The following is a 17,642-nucleotide window of genomic DNA, read 5'->3' on the forward strand; positions in this document are numbered from 1 at the left end:
AAACTAGCGCCGCCTCGCGCGGAGCAGTTCCACGATCGCGGCGATGTCGGCGTCGCCCCAGCCACGCTCCGCCGCCTCCTCGTAGCGCCGCTCGACGAGACGGGCGATCGGCAGGTCCAGGCCGGCGGCTTCGGCGACCTCGCGGGCCAGCCGCACGTCCTTGGCCCCGAGCCGGGTCGTGAACCAGCCTTCGTGATCGCCGCCGATGATGTCGTCGAGCCGGTTGTGCAGGGCGGGCGGGACGGTGGGCCAGGTGAAGAGCATCTCGCGCACCGTGTCCTCGCCGAACCCGGCGGCCTGCGCCGTGGCCACGGCCTCGGCGACGACGGCCACGGTGGACATGAGCAGGTAGTTGTTCAGCAGCTTCAACGTCACGGCGCAGCCGGGATCCTCACCGCAGTAGGAGTAGCCGGCGAACGCGTCCCGCCAGACCGCCTCCAGCTTCTCGACGGCTCGGCGATCTCCGCCGAGCAGGGCCGTGGCCTTCCCGACCACGACGGCCAGCGGCCCGCCGACGATCGGCGCCGCCACGAACCGGCCACCGGGCACGAGATCGCGCAGCTCACGGGACATGGCGGGAGAGACGGTGCTCATGTCGGCCACGATCGGCCAGTCGCGGGTGGGCTCCAGACCGGCCAGCCGGCCCACGACCTCGCGGACGGCCTGGTCGTCGGCGAGCGACAGCAGCACGGCCTCCGCGTCGCGCGCGGCCTCGGCGGGCGAGGACGCCTCGATGGCCCCATCGCCGACCAGGTCCGCGGCCCTGCCCGGTGTCCGGTTCCAGACCGTGACCGCGAAGTGCTGACCGAGGAGCCGCTGGGCCAGGGCCCGGCCCATTCTCCCCATCCCGAGCACCGCTATCCGCATATGGCACCCCCCTACGGCCATTGTCCTTTTTCTGTTTGCAGGGGCGCCGCCAGGGTGGCCCCGGGCGGGGAGGGCGTGCAGGAGGATGATGCCCATGCATCCTGTACGGCACAGCGTCCGGGCCATCCTCTTCGACGGCGAGGACATCGTCTTGTTCAAACGGGTGAAGCCGGGGCTCGAGCCGTACTGGATCACGCCGGGAGGCGGCGTGGAGCCGGCCGACACCTCGCCCGAGATGACCCTCCGCCGCGAACTGGACGAGGAGCTCGGCGCCACGGCCGGGCCCGCGCTGCGGGTCTTCACGGCCGCGGAGCCCGGCAGGCAGCTCATCGCGTACGCGTGCCGCCTGGTCGAGATGGACCTGACGCGGCGCAGCGGGCCGGAGTTCCTCGTCCCCGGCAACGGCGTCCACGTGATCGAGCGGGTGCGGCCGGAGAAGGTGCGCGAGCTGAACCTGGTCCCCCGGGAGCTGGCCGACTTCATCGCGGACAGCGCCGATACGCTTCCCGGGCTGCTCGCCTCGGCCACCCACGCGCCGGGTCGCTACCGCCCCGTGGTCGACGTGCACCTCCTGCTGTTCGACGGCGACCGGGTGCTGCTCGGCCGCCGCCAGGGCACGGGCTACGCCGACGGGGAGTGGCAGATCATGCCGTCCGGGCATCTGGAGGAGGGCGAATCCGTCATCGACACGGCCGTGCGGGAGGCCCGGGAGGAGCTCGGGATCGACGTCTCCGGGCTGGACGTGGTCCATGTGATGCACCACCGCAACGCCGGGGGCACGGCACGGATCGGGTTCTTCCTCGTGGCCCGCGACCATGCCGGGACTCCGGTCAACGCCGAGCCGCACAAGTGCGCCGAGCTGGGCTGGTTTTCCGCCGACGACCTGCCGGAAGGCACGGTTCCCTATGCCCGCGCGGGCATCGAGGCCGTCCGGCGGAAGCTCGATTTCTCCCTGCACGGATGGGACGTCCCCGGTCCGGCCGAGTTGGAGGCGGAAGCCGTACGGGCCGGGTTCCGGCAGCTGAGCGTCGCGCTCATCCGACACCGCGACGGCGCGGTGTTCGTCCTGTCGGACGAGGAGACCGACCGCCTGCCCTCCACGGTCGTACGGCCAGGCGAGACGCTCGAAGCGGCCCTGGCCAGGGTCGCGAAGGCCGCTTCCCCGGCGTCATCCGCTTCCCAGGCGCCTCCGGCTTCGCCCCCTTCACCGCCCCCAGCCTCTTCATCCGCCGCGACGGCCTCCCCGGCATCTCCCGACTCACCAGTGGTGACGAGTTCGCAGGGCGCCCGCTTCATCGGGGCCGACGACTACGTGGCGGCCGACGGCGTATCGGGACGCCGTTTCACGTTCGCCGCCGCCCTGCCTGATCTCTCACCGGCGTCCGGCCTTTCATCGGCCCCCGCGTCTCCGGCGCATCCGAGCGTGCCGGGACGCTGGCTGGACGGGGGGTCCATCGACGCGACCCGCATGCCGCACTCCGAACGCATGCTGATCGCCAGGGCGCTTTTCTGATGTTTCACATGAAACGGTAGTCACCCTCACCCTCACGCCCGGGATCGGCGGGCCCCAAATGTCGGGAAATACCATAGGGGGGTATGGTGTTGTTCTGGGTGGGACCACGGGACAGGGGTGGAGATATGGCTGGATACACCGACTCCAAGCAGGACCACTTGACGCGGCTGCGCCGGATCGAGGGGCAGGTGCGCGGCCTGCAACGGATGGTCGAGGAGGACAAGTACTGCATCGACGTCCTCACTCAGGTCTCGGCCGCCAACCGCGCGCTTCAGTCCTTCGCCCTGTCGCTGCTCGAAGAGCACATGAGCCACTGCGTGGCGGACGCGGCCGCGAAGGGAGGCGCGGAGGCGGACGCCAAGATCAAGGAAGCCTCCGACGCCATCGCGCGCCTCGTCCGCTCCTGACCTTCCCGACGGGCTTCCCCCGGCGGTCTTCTCTGGCTGCCAGGGCCTTCCGCCACCACAACCACCACCACGAGGAGTGATCGCCATGACCACCACCACATACACCGTAACCGGCATGACCTGCGGCCACTGCGTCAGCTCGGTCAAGGAGGAGGTCGGAGAAGTCCCCGGTGTCACGGGCGTCGATGTCGACCTGAAGACCGGCCTGGTCACGGTGACAAGTGACGGCCCCATTGACGCGACCGACGTCGGCGCCGCCGTGCGGACCGCCGGATACGAACTGGCGGACCGGCCGTGAACACCCCGGCCAAGCTCGGAGCCTACGTCGTCGGCTTGACGGTGATCTTCGGCGGCGCGCTGGGAGCGGGTAGGTCCGCCGGCCCGGTGGGCTCCGCCGCCACCGAAGCCCACAACAGGCCGGACGCCCACAGCAGGCCGGACGCGCACAACACCCATGGCACCGGCGACGCCGAAGGCCCGCACGACACCGGCGACGCCGGGGGCCCCGACGCCGGTGACGCCCACGGCGGGGATCACAGCGATCGAGCGGATGCCCCGCCGATCCCCGAAGGGCTCCAGATATCCGTGAACGGCTACACCCTCAGCCCGCTGACCTCGACCATCGAGCCCGGCGAAGCCACCGATTTCCGGTTCACCGTCATCGGCCCCGACGGGAAGCCCGTCACGGGCTATCAGACTCGGCACGACAAGAAGCTGCATTTCATCGTGGTCAGGCGGGATCTCACCGGGTTCCAGCACCTGCACCCCCAACTCCTGGACAACGGCGTCTGGTCGGTACGGTTGTCGCTGCCGGAAGCCGGGCCGTACCGCGCGTTCGCGGACTTCGCACCCGATGATCACGAGGCTCTGACACTGGGGATGGATCTGAACGCCGCCGGCGACTACGAGCCGAAGGCGCTGCCACCGGTCTCCCGTACGGCCACAGTCGACGGCTACACCGTTACTCTGGACGGGGAGCTGAACGGCGGCGGGTCGAGCCCGCTGACCTTGAAGATCACCAAGGACGGCGAGCCGGTCACCGACCTCCAGCCCTATCTCGGCGCCTACGGCCACTTGGTCGCCCTGCGGGCGGGAGACCTGGGTTACCTGCACGTTCACCCGGACGGATCGCCCGGCGACGGCAGGACCCCGGCCGGACCGGAGATCACCTTCCACGCCGAGGTGCCGACCGGCGGCGACTACCGGCTGTTTCTGGACTTCAAGCACGCGGGAGCCGTACACACCGCCGATTTCACCGCCCGCGCCGGTCAGGCCGCCCCCACGGCCTCGACACCGGCCTCGGCACCGGCCGTGACGCCCGCGCAGCAGGAGCACTCCGATGAGCACTCAGGCCACTGACGCCGGCCGGGAGCCACACTGGGAGAAAGGAGAGGTGATGGCATTCGTCACCGATGGCAGGCCGCCGGTCTCCTTGGGCGCCGTCGAGCTCTCAATCAGCGGCATGACCTGCGCGTCCTGCGCCGCCCGGATCGAGCGCAAGCTGAACAAGCTGGACGGCGTGAGCGCGACGGTCAACTACGCCACGGAGAAGGCGAAGGTGACCTTCCCCGAGAGCGTCGCGGTCCGCGACCTGATCACCGAGGTGGAGAAGGCGGGCTACACCGCCGAGTTGCCGGCTCCGCCACCATCCGACACCGACGCCCGGGAGAGCGAGGCGGTGGACGAGCTCCGCCCCCTCCGCCTGCGGCTGCTCATCTCGGCGGTCCTCGCCGTACCGGTCGTGGCCATGGCCATGATCCCGGCCCTGCAGTTCACCAACTGGCAGTGGCTGTCGCTCACCCTCACCGCTCCGGTCGTCGTCTACGGCGGATGGCCCTTCCACAAGGCCGCCTGGACCAACCTGCGCCACGGCGCCGCCACCATGGACACGTTGATCTCCATCGGCACCATCGCGGCCTTCGGCTGGTCGCTGTGGGCGCTGTTCCTCGGCAGCGCGGGCATGCGGGGGATGACCCACGCCTTCACGTTCACCATCCAGCGGACCGACGGGTCGGGGAACATCTACCTGGAGGCGGCGGCGGGCGTCACCGCGTTCATCCTGGCCGGGCGCTACTTCGAGGCCCGGTCGAAGCGCCGCGCGGGCGCCGCCCTGCGGGCGCTGCTGCAGCTCGGCGCCAAGGACGTGGCCGTGCTGCGCGACGGCCAGGAAACGCGGATCCCCAGTGACCGGCTCGCCGCCGGGGACCTGTTCGTCGTACGGCCCGGCGAGAAGATCGCCACAGACAGCGTGATCGAGGAGGGCTCCTCCGCCGTCGACACCTCCATGCTGACCGGCGAGTCCGTCCCCGTCGAGGTGCGGCCGGGCGACCCGGTCACCGGGGCCACCGTCAACGCCGGGGGGCGGCTCGTCGTCCGGGCCACCCGGGTCGGGGCCGACACCCAGCTCGCCCAGATGGCCAGGCTGGTGGAGGAGGCCCAGACCGGCAAGGCGCAGGCCCAGCGGCTGGCCGACCGGATCTCGGCCGTCTTCGTCCCGATCGTCATCGCGCTGGCCGTGGGGACGCTCGGCTTCTGGCTCGGCACGGGAGGCGGCGCTGGTGCGGCGTTCACGGCGGCGGTAGCCGTACTGATCATCGCGTGCCCCTGCGCGCTGGGCCTGGCGACGCCGACCGCGCTGCTGGTCGGCACCGGAAGGGGAGCCCAGCTCGGCATCCTGATCAAGGGCCCGGAGGCGCTGGAGTCGACTCGGGCGATCGACACCATCGTGCTGGACAAGACGGGCACCGTCACCGAGGGCCGGATGACCCTACTGGACGTGTTCGTCGCGGACGGCGAGGACGCCGATGAGGTCCTGCGGCTGGCCGGAGCCCTGGAGCACGCCTCGGAGCACCCGATCGCCCAGGCCGTCGCCCGCGGCGCGGCCGAACGTGTGGGTGAGCTGCCCGCGCCGGAGGACTTCGCCAACGTCGAGGGGCGCGGCGTCCAGGGGATCGTGGACGGGCACGCGGTGCTGGTCGGACGGCCGGCCCTGCTGGCCGACTGGTCCCAGCATCTGCCCGCCCAGCTGGAGCGGAAGCTGCACACGGCCCAGGCCGCAGGCCGTACGGCTGTCGCGGTCGGCTGGGACGGCACCGCCCGCGCGGTGCTCACGGTCGCGGACGTGGTGAAGCCCACGTCGGCGAAGGCCGTCGCGGAGTTGCGCGCCCTGGGGCTGACGCCGTTCCTGCTCACCGGTGACAACGAGGCCGTCGCCCGCGCGGTGGCGGCCGAGGTCGGCATCTCCCCGGACGACGTGATCGCCGAGGTGCTGCCCGCCGACAAGGTCGATGTGATCAAGCGGCTGCAGTCCGAAGGACGGACCGTCGCCATGGTGGGGGACGGCGTCAACGACGCCGCCGCGCTCGCCCAGGCCGACCTGGGCCTCGCCATGGGCACGGGCACCGACGCGGCCATCGAGGCGTCCGACCTCACGCTGGTCCGCGGCGACCTGCGGACGGCGGCCGACGCCATCCGGCTCTCCCGCCGGACCCTCGCCACCATCAAGGGCAACCTCTTCTGGGCATTCGCCTACAACGTGGCCGCCCTGCCGCTGGCCGCCGCCGGCCTGCTCAACCCCATGATCGCCGGAGCCGCCATGGCGTTCTCGTCGGTGTTCGTGGTGAGCAACAGCCTGCGGCTGCGAAGCTTCCGGTGAGCCGGCGCCGTTTCATGTGAAACCTTGACGGCCGGGAGATCGCGAACCTTCTTGGCGTTTTCGGTGGGGATGTAGAGAACGTGTCGCGTGCTCCGAACTACCTGTGAGAGGCCGCCCAGACCGGGGCGCCGACCATGAGGGGTGAAGACATGAAGTACATGCTCTCGATCTACGGCAACGACGAGCTCTGGGCGTCCTACTCCGAGGAGCGGTTCGCCTCGCTGATCGCGGCGGACGCGGCGTTCCAGAAGGAGATCCGCGAGTCCGGAGAGCTCGTCAGCGTGGAGGGCCTGGCCGACTCGGTCAAGGCGAAGACCGTCCGGGTGCGAGACGGCCTCCCGGTCGTGACCGACGGGCCGTACCTGCGGTCCAAGGACTATCTGGCCAGCTACTTCGTGGTCGACTGCGAGAGCCTCGACCGGGCGATCGAGCTGGCCGCCCGTTACCCCGCCGCCCGCGACAACGGGGTGGAAGTGCGGCCCCTCATGAACCAGTCCGGGACGGAGATTTGAGAGCGGACGTCCGCATTGAGGATCTGCTGCGCGAGCTGGCGCCACAGGTCCTCGGTGCCCTCATCCGGCGTTACGGCCACTTCGACGCCTGCGAGGACGCGGTGCAGGAGGCCCTGCTCGCGGCGGCCGTCCAGTGGCCGAGTGAGGGCGTGCCGGAGGTCCCCCGGGCCTGGCTGATCACGGTGGCGGGCCGCCGGCTGACCGACCAGCTGCGCAGCGAGGAGGCCCGCAGCCGCCGGGAGGCAACGGTCGCGGCCATGGCGGCGCCCGAAGGGCTGACGGCCCCGCCTCCCGGCAGCGAGGAACAGTCCCCCGGCCAGGACGACACATTGACCCTCCTGCTGATGTGCTGTCACCCGGCGCTGACGCCGCCCTCCCAGGTCGCGCTCACCCTGCGCGCCGTCGGCGGCCTCACCACGGCGGAGATCGCCCGCGCGTTCATGGTCCCCGAGGCGACCATGGCGCAGCGCATCAGCCGCGCCAAGCAGCGGATCAAGGCCGCGGGCATCGGCTTCCGGATGCCCCCGCCGGACGAGCGGGCCGAACGGCTGCGCGTGGTCCTGCACGTGCTGTACCTGATCTTCAACGAGGGCTACACCACGACCTCGGGGCCCGACCTGCAGCGGACCGACCTCACCGGCGAGGCCATCCGGCTCGCCCGCGCCGTCCGCCGGGCGCTCCCCGGCGACGGCGAGGTGACCGGGCTGCTCGCCCTCATGCTGCTCACCGACGCACGGCGCCCCGCCCGCACCGGGCCCAGCGGCGAGCTGATCCCCCTGGCCGAACAGGACCGCACCCGCTGGAACCGGCGATCCATCGAGGAGGGCGCGGCGCTCCTCACGGACGCGCTGTCCACATCCGCGCTCGGCCCCTACCAACTCCAGGCGGCAATCGCGGCCGTCCACGACGAGGCCGCCCAGGCGGGCGACACGGACTGGCGGCAGATCCTCGGGCTGTACCGGCTGCTCGAGCGGGTGTCCCCCGGCCCCATGGTGACTCTCAACCGCGCCATCGCGGTCGCCATGGTCGAGGGGCCGCACGCCGGGCTCGACCTGCTCGCAACCCTGGACACCGACGACCGGCTGGCCGGTCACCACCGCCTCCACGCGGTTCGCGCGCACCTGCTGGAGATGGCCGGCGACCACGAGGCCGCGCGAGCCGGCTACCGGACGGCCGCGCGCCGCACCACCAGCCTCCCCGAACAGCGCTACCTCGAAGCCCAGGCCCTACGGCTCGCAGAAGCCGGCCGCAGACCACACTCCCGGCAGCCGTCACCGCGAAGGATCTCTGAGATGAACACGTTGAAAGTGCCAGGCGCGACCCTTCACTACGAGACCCGTGGGTCGGGTCCGGTCCTGCTGCTGATCTGCGGCGGGATCATGGACTCCGCCGTGTACGGGGGCCTCGCCGGCGCCCTCTCCGACAGGTACACGGTCGTGACGTACGACCGGCGGGGCAACTCGCGCAGCGCGCTCGACGGCCCGGCGGAGGACCAGCGGGTCGAGGTCCACGCCGACGACGCCCACCACCTGCTGGCGGCGGTCACCGGGGAGCCGGCGTACGTCCTCGGATGCAGCTCCGGCGGGCTGATCGGGCTCGAGCTGGCCGCCCGCCATCCCGGGCAGGTGCGCGCCCTCGTCGCCCACGAGCCGACCGCCTTCGAGCTGCTGCCCGACAACGCGCACTGTCGCGAGTTCTTCGATGACGTGCACGACACCTACGTGAAGGAGGGCGTGGGCCCCGCGATGTACAGATTCGGCGCGGGCATGGGCATGGGCGACGGCCCCGAGCAGGATGACCAGGGCCACCAGGGCCACCCCGACCAGCCCGACCAGCCCGACCAGCCCGACCAGCACGGCGAGCCGGCTCAGGAGGGCGACTCGGGACAGCACGGTGATTCCGGACAGCACGGCGATTCCGGACAGCACGGCGACTCGGGACAGCAGCATGGGGAGCCGAGTCCCGAGATGCTGGAGGCGATGGCCCGGATGGAGCGCAACGTCGAGTTCTTCCTCGCACACGAGCTGTGGCAGTTCAGCCGCCACGTGCCCGACGTCGACACGCTGCGGACAACTTCTCCGCGCGTCGTGATCGCGGGCGGCGACGCCTCACAGGGGCAGCCGCCCCACCGCGCCGCGGTCACGCTGGCCGAGCGCCTCGGCACGCCCCTCGTCACCTTCCCCGGTGACCACGGCGGCTTCAACACCCACTCCGCCGAGTTCGCCGAGACCCTGCACAAGGTCCTCTCCAACGGCTAGCGAGTTGTCTGACAAATGCTGCCCGTCACCTTGGGATCGGAGGAGGAGGCCGGAGACGCATTTCGACTACGAGGAACGGCGGCTCGTCTCCGCGCTCAATCAGTTGTAAGCAGTCGTCTTCAGGGGCGAATCCGCGACTGATCAGGATTTTGTCGTGTGTTGACCGTTACGCTCTTTTCCGGATGGCGTAGAGCCTCGCCGCCGGCGTGGATGAGTGTGACGAGCGGCCCGTCTCTGCGATCGTCCGGGAGATTCGCTCAGGCGGGGATGAGGCCGATGATCGTGGTGCCGCTCCCGGGGATGCTGTTGGCCGTGAGCGTGCCGCCGGCTTCGGCGAAGTGGGCACGCATCGCGACCGGCCCGCGCCCGCCCGGCTGCCCGGACTCGCCCGAGGCGAAGCCCGCGCCGTCGTCGCTCACGGTCATACGCAGGCCGCTCGCACCCACGGTGATCGCGATGGACACGTGGGTGGCGGCATGCCGTTCGGCGTTGGCGAGGGCCTCGACGAGGGTCGCGTACACCGCCTGGGCGACGGCACGGGGGACGGTCCTGGCGGGCAGCGCCCAGATCTCGACGACGACGCCGGACCGCTCCGCCCAACCGGTGAGGTAGCCCTCCAACCGCTGGGCGAGCCCCTCCGCTCGGATGTCGACTACCTTGGCCAATTGCCATCCTCCTGACCTGCCCCGCCGGGCTGCCGCGGCGTCTTCTTCCGTCTCCCAGCGAACCTAGACGCGCGCCCCGGCGTGGGGGGATCGGCTGGATGGTGAAGGAAATCAGCCAAAAGGATGACCGCGCCGCCGTACGGGCCACGCATGCGGGAGCCGCGCGGCCCGTACGGCGGCGCGGCCTCCTTCCCGAACTCCGGGCTCAGGCAGCGGCGAATCGCTCCCTGGGCTCCCCGCGCAACCGGCCGACCAGCAGCCCGCGGCCGCAGAGGACGATTGCGAGATCCTGTTCCGTGCCGTACATCGGTGTGCCGGATCCGAAGGCCCAGCCGATGTCGGCGGCGATCGCCCCCTGACGTCCGCTGTCACACCGGTTCCACTGTTCACACCGGGTCCACTGTGAAGAACTCGCCGAGCACCGGGGCGGTGGCCGCCGGGTCGATGTGGTGGTTCTCTCCTCCCGGCAGGGTGCGCCGATCGCCACGCGGCAGGGCGGCGGCGATCGCGGTCGCGGCCTGGCGCACCGAGTCCCACGTCACCGCGCCGTCGAGGACGAGCGTGGGGATCTTGACCGAGCCCAGCTCCTCAGTCAGCGCCGGATCACCGGTGATGGTGAGGTCGTGGACCAGAGTGTGCGCCATCTTCTCGAGGCCCGGCCACATGGGCGACGTGCGGATCTGGGCGACGACCTCGGCGGGCAGGCCGACGGCCCTGGTCTGGAAGGCCTCGACCGCGTCTCCCCGCCGGCCCGCGGAGACCAGCTCGGCGATCTCCGCCGCCAGGTCGAGCGACGGGCCGGTGTGCCCGAGGGGGACCGGCGGCTCGTACACGGCCAGCTTGGTGATCGCCGACCCGTGGGCGGCGGCTTTCAACGCCAGGACGGCGCCCGACGAGTATCCGAACACGAAGGCCGCGCCTCCGGCCTCCTCGATGACGGCGTCGAGATCCTCGATCTCGCGCTGCACGGCGTACGGCGCGGCGTCCCCGCTGTCACCTCGTCCCCGGCGGTCATAAGTGATCACGGTGAACCGCGAGGCCAGGAGTCCGGCCAGCGGCGCGCAGGTGTATCGGTCGTTGAACGCGCCGGTCACGAAGACGATCGGCGGCCCGTCGCCCGACCTTTCGAACGCGATCGTGGTGCCGTCGCGTGACGTCACTGTGTACATCTGACCCCTTCCGAAGACTCTTGATTCCGAAGACTCTTGATCCTGAAGACTCTTGATTTCGAAGGCCCCTGATTCCGGAGGCTCTTGAGGAAGCTCCCATCCACCGACGAAAGACCGGGGCCCGGACGGACAGCTATGAGGCGGCAGTGGTCTCCGCGAGCCGGCGGCTGAGATGGCGGCGCTCGGTGTCGGTCGCGGCTCCGGGCACGGAGGCGAGGTCGAGCGCCTCGCGGTAGGCGGCTGCGGCCTCGGCGGTGCGGCCGAGGCGGCGGAGCAGGTCGGCGCGGGTCGCCGGCAGCAGGTGGTAGCCGGGCAGCGTCCCGGACGCCTCCAGTGCCTCGACCAGCGCCAGGCCGGCCGGAGGTCCCCGGGCCATGCCCACCGCCACCGCGCGGTTCAGCTCCACGACCGGGGACGGCACCAGCCGCGTCAGCGTGCCGTACAGCGCGGCGATCTGGGCCCAGTCGGTCCGCGCCGCGTCGGTGGCGGTGGCATGGCAGGCGGCGATGGCGGCCTGCACCTGGTAGGGGCCGGGCCGGCCGCGCCGCAACGCCCCGTCGAGCAGCCCGACGCCCTCGGCTATCTTGGCGCTGTCCCACCGGCCGCGGTCCTGGTCCTCCAGGGTCACCATGTCACCGGCGTCGTCGAGGCGGGCATCCCGGCGGGCGTCGTGCAGGAGCATCAGCGCGAGCAGGCCGGCCCCCTCGGGCTCGCCGGGCATCAGCCGTACCAGCACCCGGGCCAGCCGGATCGCCTCCGCGCCGAGGTCGCGCCGCAGCAGGCCGGCGCCCGCCGTGGCCGAGTAGCCCTCGTTGAACAGCAGGTACAGCACGGCCAGCACGGCGGGCATGCGTTCCGGCAGCAGGTGCGCCGGCGGCACGCGGTAGGGGATCCCGGCATGCCGGATCTTCTGCTTGGCCCTGGTCAGCCGCTTGGACATCGTCTGCTCGCCGACCAGGAACGCTCTGGCGATCTCGGCGGTGGTGAGGCCGGCCAGGGTGCGCAAGGTCAGCGCGACCTGGGATTCGAGTGCCAGCGCCGGGTGGCAGCAGGTGAACATCAACCGCAACCGGTCGTCCGGCACGCCGCCGTCGTGCCCGGGTTCGGGCTCGGGGGACATGGCGGCCACCTCCAGCAGTCCGGCTTCGCGCAGCTTGGCGGCGCCGACCGCTTCGCGGCGCAGCCTGTCGGTGGCGCGGTTGCGCGCGACCGTGGTGAGCCAGGCCCCGGGCCGGTTCGGAATCCCATCGCCCGGCCAGCGCCGCAGGGCCAGCGTGAAGGCGTCCTGCGCGCACTCCTCGGCGAGGTCCCAGTCGCCGGTCAGCCGGATGAGCGTCGCCACCACCTGACCCCACTCGGCCGTGAACGCCCGGGCGACGGCGGCGTCCACCTCGGTGGTCATGCCGGCCAGATCGGCCGGATCTCGATGGTCCCGTAAGCCGCGGCCGGATGCTTGGCGGCGACCTCGATGGCCTCGTCCAGATCGGCGCACTCGATCAGGCAGAAGCCGCCGATCTGCTCCTTCGTCTCGGCGAAGGGGCCATCGGAGAGCACCACCTTGTCGTCGCGCACCCGGACGGTCGTGGCGTCGGCGGGCGGGCGCAACCCCGCGCCACCCTGCAACACCCCGCGGCGGAGCATCTCCTCGCTCCATCCGCCGCACCCCTCGTCGGCGTGGGCCGCCGCGGACTCGTCGCCGCAGATCAACAACATGTACTTCACAAGGCCTCCCCCTGTGCCCGTCCACTAATACGACGGCCATCCACTGTTACGCGCCTATCCACTGTTACGCGCCCATCCACTGTTACGACGAACGGGAACGTCCGGAACGGACCACCACCCCCGGGTTGGACGGTTTCACACCGGCGTCGGCAGGATATGAGACCTCTTTGTCGTTGTCTGAGGAGGATTTGATGAGGACTCGCCGTATCGGCGACACGCAGGTCAGTGAGATCGGCCTGGGCGGCATGCCGATGTCGATCGAAGGACGGCCTGACGAGCAGCGCTCCGTCGCGACCATCCACGCCGCGCTCGAGGCCGGGGTGACGCTGATCGACACCGCCGACTCCTACCATCGCGACGCGGGCGAGGTGGGCCACAACGAGCTGCTGATCGCGCGGGCGCTCGCCAGCTTCGGAGGGGACACCTCAGGCGTGCTGGTGGCGACGAAGGGCGGCCACGTGCGCCCGGGTGACGGCTCGTGGGCCCAGGACGGGTCGCCCGACCATTTGAAGGAGGCCTGCGAGGCCTCGCTGAAGCGGCTCGGTGTCGAGGCGATCGGGCTGTACCAGTTTCACCGGCCCGACCCGAAAGTGCCCTACGCGGACTCCATCGGAGCGATCCGCGACCTGCTGGACGCCGGGAAGATCCGCTATGCGGGCATCTCGAACACCGATCCGGACCAGATCCGCGAGGCCGACGAGATCCTCGGCGGCCGGCTGGTGAGCGTTCAGAACCAGTTCTCCCCCGCGTTCCGCTCCAGCGAGCCGGAGCTGGAGCTGTGCGCGGAGATGGGCATCGCGTTCCTGCCCTGGGCGCCGCTGGGGAGCATCTCCCACGCGGGCGAGCTGGGCTCCCGTTTCGCCCCGTTCGCCGAGGTGGCCCAGGCTCACGGCGTGAGCCCGCAGCAGGTGTGTCTGGCCTGGCTGCTGGCGAAGGCGCCGGTGGTGATCCCCATCCCGGGATCCTCGCGGCCGGAGACGATCCTCGACTCGGTCAAGGCGGCGGATCTGCGACTTTCCGATGACGAGCTGGCCCGGCTCGACTCGGCGCGGTGAGGGGGGATCCCTTTCAGGACGACTCAGGCCGAGATCATCGCGACGTCTTCACGCCAGAACAGCGCCACGCTGGGGGTCGGGGCATCCGAGCCCACATATGAGGGCGGACGGCCCAGCGGCAGCTGCAGCACGAAGCACGCGCCGCCGCTGGCCGAGTCGGCGACCCGCAGGATGCCGTGGTGAGCCTTGGCGATGTCCCGTGCGATGGCGAGGCCGAGCCCCGTGCCGCCATGATCGCGGCTGCGCGCGGCGTCGAGCCGGGTGAACCGCTCGAAGATCCGCTCCCGCTCGGCCTCGGGGATTCCGGTGCCGTCGTCGCTGACCGCGAGGATGGCGGCATCGCCGCTGAGATACACCTCGACCCGTACGGCCTGCCTGGCGTGCCGCTGGGCGTTGTCGAGGAGGTTGGTGAGGAGCCGGCCGATGTGGGAGCGGACGACCTTGACCGTCACGCCGGACTGCAGCCGCAGCTGCACCCTGACGCGGTCGTTGCGCGCGGAGACCTCATCGTCGACCAGCTCCGCCAGGTCGACCGGCTGCTGCTCGGTGACCTTGGTCGCGCCGACCCGGGCGAGCAGGAGGAGGTCGGCGATGATCGCCTGTAAGCGGTCGACGTCCGTCAGCGCGCGGTGGAGCAGGTCCCGCAGGTCGGTCTCCTCCGGATGGAGCTGTGCCTCCTCCAGTTCGGCGCGGAGCCCGGCGAGCGGCGTGCGCAGCTCGTGGGAGGCGTCCGCGGCGAACTGGCGCTGCTGCTGGAGTGCCCGCTCGGTCACGTTCTTCGCGTGCTCGATCCGCGCCAGCATTCCGTTCACCGTGTGCGCCAGGCGCGCGATCTCGTCATGGCCCGAAGGCTCCGCGACCCGGTTGCCGACGTCGTTGACGTTGATCGCGGCCAGCTCGCACCGGATGTCCTCAACGGGCCGGAGCGTGCGACCGGCCACCTTCCAGGTTCCCCAAACAGTGAGCCCGATCAAGAAAGGAACCTCCGCGACGAGTAGCAGGCACGCCCTGTCGGCGAGCATCTGACGGCCTGCCATGCTTCCGAGCAGGCCCGAAGGGATCAGGAGGAGTGCCGCCACGATGCTCACCAGAACCGTGATGCGGCTCCGGATGGACCGTGGACGCAGTCGCGTCAAAGGTGACCGGCTGCGTTTCAGGAAATGAAGGATGTGCACCGCGTCCTCCTCCGACGTGGTCTGGTGGCACGCTTGGGCATGTGCGAGTGATGGCTCGGTGAGGCTTCGCGAGTCGCCGTGCGCCAGATCCGTTGACGATCGGTCTGTGGGCGCGTCCCACGGCGGGCGAAGGGTTCGATCCAGTCGGCCTCCGGGGCCGCCGGTTGTGACCCACGCTAGCAGCAGACTTGAATTACTAAAGTAAAGTAATCGTTCTCGTTCGTGCCATGTGACCTGCGGTTTTGGGTAGAAATCTCAGAATTTGGCATGCCAAGGTGTTACGAACGTGAGGTTGGGGGCATTGGAGCCCTTCGCGCTCGGTTACGCGGGGAGCCGCCGGGCGGGCGACTCAGGAGTCCCCAACCGACTTGTCCGGATCGGTTTCGAACGGCTTCCCGGGCTGGTTTCCGGCGAGCGCGGCGCACAGCATGGCGCGGGCCGACCAGCGCATCGTCTGAGCGGCCTGCTCCCGCGACAGCCCGGCGATGTCGGTGAGCCAGATCAGCGCCTCGATGCCGGTCGCCGACCGGATCGCCACGGCCAGCTGGTGGACGTCCAGGCCGGGCCGGGTACGGCGGAGCGGAGCGAGAGCGTCTTCGATCCATCCGATGGCCCGCCCCTGACGCAGCATCGGCTGGCCGGCGCCCGGCTCCAGGGACAGCCGCAGCGATGTCCGCAGTTGCGGCTCCCATTCCAGGGTCAGGTGAGTGAACTCCCGCATGACCAGGTCGAGCCGGGCCGCCGGCTCACCTCCGGTGACCGGAAGGTCGAGCTGGAACTCGGCGCCGGCCAGGTGCGCTGGCTGGGCGCTCAGGAGCACGCCGGTGAGAACATCGGCGACACCCGGACACACGCGATCTTCGTGGAACTGAAGGAACCGCCCCGGCCGGGACTCCGCCAAAGCCCCCTGGGACCCGCAGCCGTCTGACACCACGCTCCTCGCCTGGGACGATAGGGTCCGAGGGTGTTCGTGAAGATCTGCGGAGTGCGCGAGCCCGAGCATGTGGCCGCCGCTGTCGAGGCCGGAGCCGACGCCGTGGGTTTCGTCCTCACTCGCAGCAAGCGGCAGGTCACCCCGCTCAAGGCACGCGAGCTGGCCGAATCCATCCCGTCTCACGTCCTGACGGTGGGGGTGTTCTCCGGTGAGTCACCCGATGCCGTACGGGCCGCCATGCTGGAGGCCGGCCTGCGGGGCGTGCAGTTGCACGGACGCCACCCCCAGAGCGATTTCGACGCGCTGAAGGACCTGGGCCTTCCGCTCATCCGCGCCGTGGCCTCCGACGCCGACCTGCGCTGTGGCGCGTACGGCGAGAGCATGCTGATCGTGGACGCCCCCAAGCCGGGATCGGGCGAGCCGTGGGACTGGTCGGCGATCGCCGGACGCGCGTCCGGTCAATGGATGCTGGCGGGTGGCCTGGGCCCCGGCAACGTGGCACGCGCCATCGCCGAGGTGCGCCCCTGGGGTGTCGACGTGTCCAGCGGGGTCGAGCGCGACGGCGTGAAGGACCCCGGCCTCATCCGGCGTTTCATCTCGGCGGCCAGGAGCTGACCGGCTTCGGCACCGCCGCCGGCCGACGCCGGCCGACGCCGTCAGTCTCCGCTCTCCAGGGCGGCCGCCACGTCCGGCACGCGGATCTCCAACCTGCGGGGCGGTCGCCGGTAGCCCGAGGACGGAGGACGCTTGGGGATCTTGAGAGGCGTGCGCTCGACCTCCCGGTAGGGGATCGTCGAGAGCAGGTGGGAGATCATGTTGATCCTGGCCCGCCGCTTGTCCTCGCTCTCCACGTCGTACCACGGCGCCTCGGCGATGTTGGTGTGGACCAGCATCTCGTCCTTGGCCCGGGAGTAGTCCTCCCACCTGGTGATCGACTCCAGGTCCATCTCCGAGAGCTTCCATCGGCGCATCGGGTCGTTCAGCCGGTCGTGGAATCGCCGCTCCTGCTCGGCGTCACTCAGCGAGAACCAGTACTTGCGCAGCAGGATCCCGTCCTCGACGAGGAGCCGCTCGAAGATCGGACACTGGTGGAGGAACCTGGTGTACTCCTCCGGCGTGCAGAAACCCATCACCCGCTCGACGCCGGCCCGGTTGTACCAGCTCCGGTCGAACAGGACGATCTCCCCCGCGGCGGGCAGATGCTCCACGTAGCGCTGGAAGTACCACTGGGTGCGCTCCCGCTCCGTGGGCGCGGGCAACGCGGCGATCCTGGCGACGCGCGGGTTGAGGTATTCAGCGACGCGCTTGATCGTGCTGCCCTTGCCGGCCGCGTCCCTGCCCTCGAAGATGACCACGACCCGGCGGCCCTCGGCGCGCACCCATTCCTGCAGTTTCACGAGCTCCGCCTGCAGCCGATAGAGCTCCTTCTCGTACGGCTTGCGCCGTAACCGCACCGTCGAGGTCGCTTCCGCATCCTTCGCCATGGCGGGGCCCCGTTTCCTTTCGATCGCTCACCAGGATCATAAGATCCACCGTCTCGGTGGCGGGTGATCGTCCGGGGTGACAGGAACACGGCCGGCAGGTAGCGAGGCTTCAGGCCCCCCGTTGTGGGGTTAACCCCCTGCTGGGCCTGGGGAAGGCAGGTCGTGATTGTGGAGGCGCCTCGACAGCCTCGATTGCACATCATCAGCAGACTGAAGCCACGAGAGA

General features: G+C 70.6%; 17 protein-coding genes. 9 read left to right on the top strand and 8 right to left on the bottom strand.

All coding sequences use genetic code 11. The features are described 5' to 3' along the window. Positions 1-3 precede the first annotated feature (3 nt). Positions 4-867, bottom strand: a complete 864-nt coding sequence (locus N5079_RS16570; RefSeq protein ID WP_261584717.1) for an NAD(P)-dependent oxidoreductase — start codon at positions 865-867, stop codon at positions 4-6. An 88-nt stretch (positions 868-955) separates the two neighbouring features. On the opposite strand from N5079_RS16570, the gene N5079_RS16575 reads away from it, so the two are divergent. The 7 genes from N5079_RS16575 (at position 956) to N5079_RS35360 (ending at position 9,212) form a co-directional block, all read left to right on the top strand. After that, the gene (locus tag N5079_RS16575; RefSeq protein WP_261584718.1) at positions 956-2,380 is read left to right on the top strand and encodes an NUDIX hydrolase; all 1,425 of its coding nucleotides are present in this window, start codon (positions 956-958) and stop codon (positions 2,378-2,380) included. A gap of 125 nt (positions 2,381-2,505) precedes the next feature. After that, positions 2,506-2,787, top strand: coding sequence for a metal-sensitive transcriptional regulator (locus N5079_RS16580; RefSeq protein ID WP_261584719.1), 282 nt, complete (start codon positions 2,506-2,508; stop codon positions 2,785-2,787). A gap of 85 nt (positions 2,788-2,872) precedes the next feature. After that, positions 2,873-3,085, top strand: coding sequence for a heavy-metal-associated domain-containing protein (locus N5079_RS16585; protein ID WP_261584721.1), 213 nt, complete (start codon positions 2,873-2,875; stop codon positions 3,083-3,085). Continuing rightward, positions 3,082-4,146 carry a hypothetical protein gene (locus N5079_RS16590; protein WP_261584722.1) on the top strand — a complete coding sequence of 355 codons (1,065 nt, stop codon included), beginning with the start codon at positions 3,082-3,084 and terminating at the stop codon, positions 4,144-4,146. Before N5079_RS16585 ends, N5079_RS16590 begins: the two co-directional genes overlap by 4 nt. Before the next feature lie 37 nt (positions 4,147-4,183). Then, positions 4,184-6,442: a heavy metal translocating P-type ATPase gene (locus N5079_RS16595; protein ID WP_261584723.1), complete on the top strand. Its 2,259-nt coding sequence runs from the start codon at positions 4,184-4,186 to the stop codon at positions 6,440-6,442. 149 nt (positions 6,443-6,591) lie between these two features. After that, positions 6,592-6,954, top strand: coding sequence for a YciI family protein (locus N5079_RS16600; RefSeq protein WP_261584724.1), 363 nt, complete (start codon positions 6,592-6,594; stop codon positions 6,952-6,954). Then, positions 6,951-9,212, top strand: coding sequence for an alpha/beta fold hydrolase (locus tag N5079_RS35360; RefSeq protein ID WP_315967848.1), 2,262 nt, complete (start codon positions 6,951-6,953; stop codon positions 9,210-9,212). The genes N5079_RS16600 and N5079_RS35360 overlap by 4 nt, the downstream gene beginning before the upstream one ends. Before the next feature lie 257 nt (positions 9,213-9,469). Here N5079_RS35360 and N5079_RS16615 read toward each other — a convergent pair whose 3' ends face one another. From N5079_RS16615 to N5079_RS16630, 4 genes are all read right to left on the bottom strand, one after another. Then, complete coding sequence (locus N5079_RS16615) at positions 9,470-9,877, bottom strand: sensor histidine kinase (protein ID WP_261584725.1); 408 nt, start codon at positions 9,875-9,877, stop codon at positions 9,470-9,472. A gap of 386 nt (positions 9,878-10,263) precedes the next feature. Further along, positions 10,264-11,046 carry an alpha/beta fold hydrolase gene (locus tag N5079_RS16620; RefSeq protein WP_261584726.1) on the bottom strand — a complete coding sequence of 261 codons (783 nt, stop codon included), beginning with the start codon at positions 11,044-11,046 and terminating at the stop codon, positions 10,264-10,266. Between the two features lie 133 nt (positions 11,047-11,179). Beyond that, positions 11,180-12,448 (bottom strand): RNA polymerase sigma factor, encoded by a 1,269-nt coding sequence (locus N5079_RS16625; RefSeq protein ID WP_261584727.1) that lies wholly within the window; start codon positions 12,446-12,448, stop codon positions 11,180-11,182. Next, the gene (locus tag N5079_RS16630; protein ID WP_261584786.1) at positions 12,445-12,759 is read right to left on the bottom strand and encodes a YciI family protein; all 315 of its coding nucleotides are present in this window, start codon (positions 12,757-12,759) and stop codon (positions 12,445-12,447) included. The genes N5079_RS16625 and N5079_RS16630 overlap by 4 nt, the downstream gene beginning before the upstream one ends. 200 nt (positions 12,760-12,959) lie before the next feature. Between N5079_RS16630 and N5079_RS16635 the strand changes: the two genes are divergently transcribed. Beyond that, positions 12,960-13,823, top strand: coding sequence for an aldo/keto reductase (locus tag N5079_RS16635; protein WP_261584728.1), 864 nt, complete (start codon positions 12,960-12,962; stop codon positions 13,821-13,823). 23 nt (positions 13,824-13,846) lie between these two features. Here N5079_RS16635 and N5079_RS16640 read toward each other — a convergent pair whose 3' ends face one another. After that, complete coding sequence (locus N5079_RS16640) at positions 13,847-14,902, bottom strand: sensor histidine kinase (RefSeq protein ID WP_261584729.1); 1,056 nt, start codon at positions 14,900-14,902, stop codon at positions 13,847-13,849. A gap of 445 nt (positions 14,903-15,347) precedes the next feature. Further along, positions 15,348-15,818, bottom strand: a complete 471-nt coding sequence (locus N5079_RS16645; protein WP_261584730.1) for a hypothetical protein — start codon at positions 15,816-15,818, stop codon at positions 15,348-15,350. 144 nt (positions 15,819-15,962) lie between these two features. Between N5079_RS16645 and N5079_RS16650 the strand changes: the two genes are divergently transcribed. After that, positions 15,963-16,547 (top strand): phosphoribosylanthranilate isomerase, encoded by a 585-nt coding sequence (locus N5079_RS16650; protein ID WP_261584731.1) that lies wholly within the window; start codon positions 15,963-15,965, stop codon positions 16,545-16,547. A 41-nt stretch (positions 16,548-16,588) separates the two neighbouring features. Here the strand turns inward: N5079_RS16650 and ppk2 are convergent, their stop codons facing one another. Further along, positions 16,589-17,416: a polyphosphate kinase 2 gene (gene ppk2, locus N5079_RS16655; protein WP_261584732.1), complete on the bottom strand. Its 828-nt coding sequence runs from the start codon at positions 17,414-17,416 to the stop codon at positions 16,589-16,591. Positions 17,417-17,642 lie beyond the last annotated feature (226 nt).

It is taken from the genome of Planotetraspora sp. A-T 1434 (assembly GCF_025420585.1).
In the GTDB taxonomy this organism is placed as follows: Bacteria; Actinomycetota; Actinomycetes; order Streptosporangiales; family Streptosporangiaceae; genus JAOEGB01.